This window comes from Mycobacterium sp. (genome assembly GCF_049683355.1).
GTDB lineage: Bacteria > Actinomycetota > Actinomycetes > Mycobacteriales > Mycobacteriaceae > Mycobacterium.
In genome coordinates this window covers 1-8293 of the sequence record NZ_JBAUJB010000454.1, presented here as the reverse complement: position 1 = coordinate 8293, position 8293 = coordinate 1, and the positions used below count along the sequence as shown (strand labels likewise).

The 8293-nt window shown below is 68.8% G+C and carries 8 protein-coding genes; 3 read left to right on the top strand and 5 right to left on the bottom strand.

Features of this window, described 5'->3' with window-relative positions:
- Together WA944_RS25845 and WA944_RS25840 are read left to right on the top strand one after the other, a co-directional pair.
- Window positions 1–717: tRNA-guanine transglycosylase (locus WA944_RS25845; RefSeq protein ID WP_526647481.1), on the top strand; the 717-nt coding region annotated here is incomplete at its 5' end.
- A gap of 34 nt (window positions 718–751) precedes the next feature.
- Window positions 752–1990 carry a cytochrome P450 gene (locus WA944_RS25840; RefSeq protein ID WP_526370964.1) on the top strand — a complete coding sequence of 413 codons (1239 nt, stop codon included), beginning with the start codon at window positions 752–754 and terminating at the stop codon, window positions 1988–1990.
- Between the two features lie 31 nt (window positions 1991–2021).
- On the opposite strand, the gene WA944_RS25835 is transcribed toward WA944_RS25840, so the two are convergent.
- The 3 genes from WA944_RS25835 to WA944_RS25825 all read right to left on the bottom strand — a co-directional run bounded on the left by WA944_RS25835 (window position 2022) and on the right by WA944_RS25825 (window position 5658).
- Window positions 2022–3383, bottom strand: coding sequence for a flavin monoamine oxidase family protein (locus WA944_RS25835; RefSeq protein ID WP_526370960.1), 1362 nt, complete (start codon window positions 3381–3383; stop codon window positions 2022–2024).
- An 83-nt stretch (window positions 3384–3466) separates the two neighbouring features.
- Window positions 3467–4351, bottom strand: coding sequence for a tRNA glutamyl-Q(34) synthetase GluQRS (gene gluQRS, locus WA944_RS25830; protein WP_526370958.1), 885 nt, complete (start codon window positions 4349–4351; stop codon window positions 3467–3469).
- The gene (locus WA944_RS25825; RefSeq protein ID WP_526370956.1) at window positions 4348–5658 is read right to left on the bottom strand and encodes a class-III pyridoxal-phosphate-dependent aminotransferase; all 1311 of its coding nucleotides are present in this window, start codon (window positions 5656–5658) and stop codon (window positions 4348–4350) included. Before WA944_RS25825 ends, gluQRS begins: the two co-directional genes overlap by 4 nt.
- Before the next feature lie 47 nt (window positions 5659–5705).
- Between WA944_RS25825 and WA944_RS25820 the strand changes: the two genes are divergently transcribed.
- Window positions 5706–6698, top strand: coding sequence for a phosphotransferase enzyme family protein (locus WA944_RS25820; RefSeq protein ID WP_526608178.1), 993 nt, complete (start codon window positions 5706–5708; stop codon window positions 6696–6698).
- On the opposite strand, the gene WA944_RS25815 is transcribed toward WA944_RS25820, so the two are convergent.
- Window positions 6695–7570, bottom strand: a complete 876-nt coding sequence (locus WA944_RS25815; protein ID WP_526370952.1) for an LLM class F420-dependent oxidoreductase — start codon at window positions 7568–7570, stop codon at window positions 6695–6697. The two genes, WA944_RS25820 and WA944_RS25815, sit on opposite strands and share 4 nt — an antisense overlap.
- A 16-nt stretch (window positions 7571–7586) precedes the next feature.
- Window positions 7587–8237, bottom strand: coding sequence for an MBL fold metallo-hydrolase (locus tag WA944_RS25810; protein ID WP_526370950.1), 651 nt, complete (start codon window positions 8235–8237; stop codon window positions 7587–7589).
- Window positions 8238–8293: the final 56 nt, after the last annotated feature.

Sequence of the window (8293 nt, the reverse complement as noted above, 5' to 3'; positions counted from 1 at the left end):
GCGGACATCATCTTCGCGTTCGACGAACTGACCACGCTGGTCAACACCCGGGGCTACCAGGAACGCTCGGTGCAGCGCACCCACGAGTGGGCGGTGCGGTGTGTGGCCGAGCACCGCAGGCTGTCCGAGCTGTGCAGCCACAAGCCGCCGCAGGCACTGTTCGGGGTGGTGCAGGGCGCGCAGTACGAGGACCTGCGCAGGCAGGCGGCGCGCGGGCTCGCCGGCCTGGGCTTCGCCGGTTACGGCATCGGGGGAGCGCTGGAGAAGCAGAACCTGGCCACCATCGTCGGCTGGGTCAGCAGTGAGCTGCCCGACGACAAGCCCCGTCACCTGCTCGGGATCAGCGAGCCCGACGACCTGTTCGCCGCCGTCGAGGCCGGCGCCGACACGTTCGACTGCGTATCCCCGTCGCGGGTGGCGCGCAACGCCGCGGTGTACTCGGCGACCGGCCGGTACAACATCACCGGTTCGCGCTACCGCCGCGACTTCACCCCGATCGACGCGGAGTGCGACTGCTACACGTGCGCCAACTACACCCGTGCCTACCTGCACCATCTCTTCAAGTCCAAGGAGATGCTGGCGTCGACGCTGTGCACGATCCACAACGAGCGGTTCATCATCCGCCTCGTCGACGACATCCGGGATTCGATCGCGACGGACCGCTTCGACGCACTCCGTGAGCACGTGCTGGGTAACTACTACTCGAAGCAATCCTGACCAGCACCGTCTTGGACATGTGCACAATAAGAACATGACCGCCGCCGCAGAACCGCAGTCGCTGCTGCTGCAGCTGCTCGACCCGGCCCATCGCGCCGACCCGTACCCGCACTACCGCCGGATCCGTGAACAGGGCCCGCTGCTGTTGCCGCAGAACAACCTGGCGGTGTTCTCGAGTTTCGCCGATTGCGACGAAGTGCTGCGTCACCCGGCCTCGGCGAGCGACCGGATGAAGTCCACCGTCGCGCAACGGATGGTCGCCGAAGGCGCCTCGGCCCGGCCGTTCGGCCCGCCGGGGTTTCTGTTCCTGGACCCGCCCGACCACACCCGGCTGCGCCGGCTGGTGAGCAAGGCCTTTGTCCCCAAGGTCGTCAAAGCGCTGGAACCCGAGATCACCGGGCTGGTGGACTCGCTGCTGGACGGGGCGTCCGGCCTCTTCGACGCCATCACCGGCTTGGCGTACCCGCTTCCGGTCGCGGTGATCTGTCGCCTCCTGGGCGTGCCGCTGGCAGACGAACCGGAGTTCAGCGCGGCGTCGGCGCTGCTCGCGCAGTCACTGGATCCGTTCGTCACCGTGACCGGTGAGGCCGGCGGCGGCTTCGAGGAGCGCATGCAGGCCGGGTTGTGGCTGCGTGACTACCTGCGGCAGCTGATCGCGGCACGGCGCCGCGACCCTGGTGACGACCTGATGTCGGGACTGATCGGTGTGGAGGAGTCCGGTGATCAGCTCACCGAGGAGGAGATCGTCGCGACGTGCAATCTGCTGCTGGTCGCCGGGCACGAGACGACGGTGAACCTGATCGCCAACGCGATCCTGGCGCTGCTGCGTGATCCGCCGCAGTGGGCGGCGCTGGCCGCCGACCCGTCCAGGGTCGGCGCAGTGATCGAGGAGACGCTGCGTTACGACCCACCGGTGCAGTTGATCGGCCGGATCGCGGGAGAGGACATGGCGATCGGGGAGTTGGCAATTCCCAAGGGCGACAACATGCTTCTGCTGTTGGCCGCCGCCCACCGCGACCCCGGCAACGGTGACCGCCCGGACGAGTTCGACCCGGACCGTCCGACGATCCGCCACCTCGGATTCGGGAAGGGGCCGCACTTCTGCCTCGGTGCGCCGCTGGCTCGCCTGGAAGCCAGCGCCGCCCTCTCGGCGCTGACCCAGCGCTTCCCGGACGCCACCCTGGCTGCAGAGCCCGAGTACAAACAGAACGTCACGCTTCGGGGCATGTCGACGCTGCCGATCACCCCCGGTCGAGACCGGCGGTCTCGGTGACGGCGGCAGTGCGGTCGACTCCAAGTGCGGCCTATCTCAGCTCGTCGATGACGGCGTGCGCGGCCCGCTCGCCCGCCTCCACCGCACCCTCCATGTAGGCGCTCCAGAAGGTGGCGGTGTCGGTGGAGGCCCAGTGGATCGCGCCGATCGGCGCGGCCAGCGCGTGGCCGTACGTGGTCCACACCAGCGGCCCCATGTTGGCGTTGTAACAGCCGCGCGTCCACTGCCGCTCGGCCCACTCGCCGTCGACGTAGAACTGCGGCCGGGCCGCCTTGTCGCCGAAATGGCGCACCAACTCCGCGGTCATCGCCGCGCGCCGGTCGTCCACCGGCATCCGGCCGTACCTGCGGGCCTGCTCACCCTCGAGAAACAGCAGGATCACCCCGTGGTCGTCGCCGGGCAGACAGGTGTCGTTGGACATCCGCGCCGGACCGACATCCGAGATGAGCTGGCCGTTGAGTCCGTCTGCGCGCCAGAACGGTTCGTCGTAGACGAAGAACGCCTTCATCGCCGCCCCGTTGGGCATCCGCTGGGTGAGCTGGTCGCGAGACCCTGGCAGCGGCGGGTCGTACATGATCCGGCCGGCCAGCGTCGGTGAGATCGCCACGATCGCCCGACGGCCGGCGGCGTCCAGTCCGCCGCGGCAGTGCACGGTGACGCTCTCGGTGTCGTGCTTGATCAGCTGAACCGGGCTGTCGAGCACCAGGTGGTCGGCGACCAGGGCGGCCAGTCGTTTCGGGATCTCGCCGGTGCCGCCTTCGAACCGGGTGGTCTGCGCACCCCCCTCGGATTCGGCGAACAGTTCGGCGGTCACCCCGCAGGTCTGGATCGTGAACAGCAGGTGCAAGAACGACACCTCGACGGTCGGCACCGCGAGGATCCCTACGGTGCAGATCTCCAGCAGCGTCCGGGCGACCGGGGACAGGCCCTGGGCGTCATACCACGCACCCGCGGTGACGGCGTCCCACTCCAAGGCATGCGGCGCCAGCCACGGAGCTTCCGGCGGCACCTCGGCAGCCAGCTCGTCGAGGCGGCGGAACACCCGCTCGAGATCGCTGAGCTCGCCGGCGAACCGGGAATGGAATTCCTTCTCCCGCAACGTGCCCGACCCGACGAGGTCATAGGACGTCTCACCCTCGTCGTACTGCGGGTAGGTCTCGACGCCGAGTTCGGCGGCCAGGGCGAACATCCGGTGGTGGGTGTCGCCGATCCACTGCGCGCCGAGTTCGACGGGCAGACCGGGTAGCGCCTCCTCGGTGAGGATGCGCCCGCCGATCCGCTCGTCGGCTTCCAGGATCAGCGGTGTCAGCCCGGCATTGAGCAACGTGCGGGCCGCGATCAGCCCCGAGATCCCGGCGCCGACGACGATGACGTCCGCTTCATGACGTGCCATGGTGCACACCTTTTCACGACGGCACTACAGCGGGTTGAGATCGGTTTCAAGAACTTCGGCGGCCGATGACCAAAGAGTTCTGCTCATCCCGGGCGGTATACCCACGGTGCGCGAGGCAACCGCTGCGGATCGAACTCGGCGAGCATGCCGTCGACCGTGAGCGACGCGTAGCCCAGTGACTCGCCGATCTGGTGCAGTGCCTTCTGCACACCGATCTCGGCGAGGGTCACCGCACCGTCGCGTTTGGCGAGCCGCACCCCGGCGGCGTTGAGCACCAGCGGCACATGGGCGTACGTCGGCGCGCGGTGGCTGAGCAACCGGGCGAGGTACGCCTGCCGGGGTGCGGACGCCAGCAGGTCGTCTCCGCGCACCACCTGGTCGACCCCCGAGGCGGCGTCGTCGACGACCACCGCCAGGTTGTAGGCCGGCACCCCGTCACCGCGGCGGATCACGAAGTCGTCGACCGTGCCGGTGTAGTCGCCGTGCAGCACATCGTGGACGGTGAACTCGGCCGTGTCGGTGCGCAGCCGCAGGGCCGGGGGGCGTCCGGTCTGGCGCCTACGGGTGTGCCGCTCGGCTTCGGTGAGGTCCCGGCAGGTTCCCGGATAGGCCCCCTCGGGGGCGTGCGGCGCACGTGGCGCCTGAGCGATATCCCTTCGGGTGCAATAACATTCGAACAGCAGGTCGCGTCGGCTCAGTTCATCGACTACGGCGTCGTAGCGTTGCGGATGTTCGGTCTGCCGGGTGGCGGGTCCATCCCAGGTGAGGCCGATGGCTGCCAGGTCGGCCAGTTGTCGGTCCGCGATGTCGGTGTGGGTGCGGTCGTCGAGGTCCTCGACGCGCATCAGGAAGCGACGCCCGGTGGACCGCGCGAACAACCAGGCGAGCACGGCGGTGCGCAGGTTTCCGATGTGCAGATCGGCAGACGGGCTCGGCGCGAACCTGCCCGCGCCGGCTGGGCGCGTCACCGCGCCAGCGCGTCGGCGAACGCCGAGCAGAACCAGTCCACGTCGTTCTGCGAGAACACCAGCGGCGGCCGGATCTTGAGGACGTGGCCCTGTGTGCCGCACACCGAGATCAGCACCCGTTGCTCGCGCAGTGCATTGACCAGACGGATCGCCTCGGCGCGGTCGGGGGTCTTGGCCTGCCGGTCGCTGACGATCTCCACACCGATGTAGAGGCCCGCCCCGCGGACGTCCCCGAGGCGGGGGTCGCGCATGCCGGTCAGCTCGCGGCGAAGCACCGCCCCGAGTTCACGGGCATTGTCGCGCAGCCCGTCGTCGTCGATCACATCGAGCACCGCGGTGGCCGCGGCCATCGACACCGGATTTCCGGCGAAGGTGTTGAAGTAGGGCACCCCCGTCGCGAACGGCGCGATCACCTCGGAGCGGCCGGCCATCGCCGCGACGGGCATCCCGTTGCCCATCGGCTTGCCCATGGTCACCAGCTCGGGCACCACCCGGTGCCGGTCGAAGCCCCACATCGCCTCCCCGGTCCGGACGAAACCGGGCTGGACCTCGTCGGCGACGAACACGCCGCCGAACCGGCGCACCGCCTCGACGGCCGGCCCCAGGACATCCGGGGTGGCGCACACACCGTCGGAGGAGAAGATCGTGTCCAGGACCAGGCAGCTGACCCCGTTCCCCGCCGTCACCAGTTCCTCGGCTGCGCGGGACACGTCGGCGGCGAAGCGCCCGGCGAGCTCGTCGGCGGGCACCCGGTAGCTGTCCGGCGGCGGCACCGCCCGGACGTGGGCGCCGAGGGCTGCCGCACCCCCCAGCGACGGCGAGATCGCGGTCACCGCCGCGGTGTTCCCGTGGTAGGCGTCGGTGGTGATGATCACGCCGGTGGCGCCGGTGTACATCTGCGCGACCCGCAATGCCAGGTCGTTGGCCTCGGAACCGGTGCACGCGTACATCACCTGGTCGATCGCGTCCGGCATGCCGGCCAGGAGCCGCTCGGAGTAGTCGAGGATCCCCTGGTGCAGGTAACGGGTGTGGGTGTTGAGGGTGGACATCTGACGGGTGACGGCGTCGACGACGCGGGGCTCACAGTGCCCGACGCTCACGACGTTGTTGTAGGCGTCGAGGTACTCGAGGCCGTCGGCGTCGTACAGATGCGCACCCCGGCCACGCACGATGTGCACCGGCCGCTCGTAGAACAGCCGGTTCGCCGGGCCGAGCAGTCGTTCCCGCGCGGCGATCAGCGGCTCGGTGTCACCGGCGGGCGGTTGCCCCCGGTAACTGTTCGAATCCATGATGTTCGAGAAACCCATCGCACCTCAGTCTGCTGCATCGGGGGTCCTCCGTCAGAATTGTGGGGATGTCCGGACTGCCGCCCGATCACCAGAGCTACGCGCGCGCTGCGCTGCCCGCCTACGGCCGAGACCCGGATTCGGCGTTGTGCCTGCTCAGCCTGTCGGAGAACGCCACCTATCAGGTGACCGACGACGAGCCGATGGTGTTGCGGGTGCACCGGCCCGGCTATCACTCGCTGGACGGGATTCGCTCCGAGCTCAGCTGGATGGCCGCGCTGCGCACCGACACGCCGGTGGCCACGCCGGAGTTGATCCCGGCCCGCGACGGCCGCGACGTGGTGGCCGCGGTGGTCGGGGACCACATGCTGCACGTCGACGCGGTGACGTTCATCGAGGGTTGTACCGCCGAGGAGCGGCCGGAGGCGGTCGGCTTCGACGAGCTGGGCCGGCTGTGTGCGCATATGCACTCCCACGTCCAGAGCTGGACCATCCCGGAGTACTTCAGCCGGTTCCGGTGGGACGTGGAGGCCACCCTCGGGCCGGCTGCCCGGTGGGGCAACTGGCGCGAGGCCCCCGGGCTGACCCCCGACGGGGTGGCGGCCGTGGAGCGGGCGGCGGCCCAGGTGGCGACGTCGTTGGCGGACTTCGGGCAGGAGCCGGACCGGTTCGGGCTGATCCACGCCGATCTGCGGATGGCCAACCTGATGATCAACCCGGGTGGACCGGCCGGCATCACCGTCATCGACTTCGACGACTGCGGCTGGTCCTGGTACCTGGCCGATCTCGGTGCGGTGGTGTCGTTCATCGAGCACACCCCGGAGGCCGAACACATGATCGCGGACTGGCTGCGCGGCTACCGCGAGGTGCGGGCCATCCCCGGCGACCACCTGAACATGATCCCGACGTTCGTGATGCTGCGCCGGCTGATGCTGACCGCGTGGGTGGCGTCGCACGCCGACGCCGACGCGGCGATCGCGTTCACCGACGGGTACGCACCGGGAACCGTGGACCTGGCCCAGCGGTATCTCGACGACCCGGGGTGGATGCGGTACGACTAGCCGAGCTCGGCCAGCTTGGGGACCGCCGGCGACATCGCGTCGATCCAGGCTGCCGGGGCGCCGGTCGTCGGGGTCACGATCGCGGTGTGCACCCCGACCCGGGCGTAACCGGCCATCGAGCTGACGAACTCGTCGGGGTTCACCTGTTCGGAACCGGGGTCGTGGACCATCACGGTCTTGCGGATGCGGTCGTAGTCGCGGCCGGCGTCGTCACAGTGCCGGCGCAGCACGTCGAGTTTGTGGGCGACGTCGTCGGGAGACGTGGCGAACAGGTTGCACGCGTCGCCGTACTGGGCGACCAGCCGCAACGTCTTGCGTTCCCCACCGCCGCCGATCAGCACCGGCGGCTTGTTGATCGGCTGCGGAGAGCACAGCGTCTCCTCGAGCTGATAGTGCTTGCCCACGAACGGGCCGTTGTTGTCCGGATCCCACATCTGGTCGCAGATCTGCAGCGCCTCCTCGAGGCGTTCGAACCGCTCGGACAGCGACGGGTACGGAACCCCGAGACCGCGATGCTCGCGCTCGAACCACGCGGCGCCGATGCCGAGTGCCGAGCGCCCGCCGGAAAGCACGTCGAGCGTGGTCACGATCTTGTTGAGCAGCCCGGGGTGCCGGTAGGTGACGCCGGTGACGAGCAGCCCGAGGGTGATCGAGGAGGTGTGGGCAGCCAGGTAGCCGAGGGTGGTGTAGCCCTCCAGCATGTTCGACTCGGCCGGCCGCCCGGTCGGCTCGATCTGGAAGAAGTGGTCCATGAAGGACAACCAGGTCGCGCCGGCGGCCTCGGCGGCGGCGCCGACCTCGGCCAACTCACCGGCGATCGCGGTGGTCCCGCCGTCGATGTCGAAGATGGGTACGTGAAATCCAAGGTCCATGACTCCACACAAGGTGTCAGCGGCGGCGGGCATTCCCCGAACGCGTCGGAAGTCCGTCCAGCGCATGTTCGACGTGATCCCGCCAAAGTCCCGGCTCGATCCGGTGGACTGCCGAATCACCCTGGAACGCGCTGGATATCACCACGTCGGGCTCCAGCTCGGCGAGCAGGTGCAGGCTGTCCGCCATCGACTCCGCGTTGCTGATGCCCTCGATGTAGCCGGCCCACCAGTTGCCCTCCTGGTTGCGGATCAGGGTGTCACCGGTGAACAGATACCGACCCTCTGAGCCGGGGACCAGGTAGCAGGTGCTGCCCGGCGAGTGTCCGGGCGTGGGGATGACCTCGACGCCGTTGTCATCGGTGTGCCGGCTGCTCAGCGGGACGTCGACGTGGCCATGCTCGGTGATGTCGGAAAGTTCCGCCTCGGGCGCGTGCAGTGCCGAACCAAATTGTTGGGCAATGGCTTTCAGCATCGGCCCGGCTTCGTCACGGTGCGACAGATATTGATCGGTGACACCGCCGAGCTCGGCGAGTTCGTCGAACTCGGAGTCGGTGGCGATCGAATAGAACAGCACGTTGGGCCCGGTCCACAGGTAGGCGTGGGTGGTCAGGCCGGGGAACGGGGAATCTGTGCGGGTTTCGTGGAGATCGGTGAGTACGTGTTTCATGAACCCAGGCTGCAACCTCAACAATCGTTGAGGTCAAGGCAACGGTACCGCCTAGG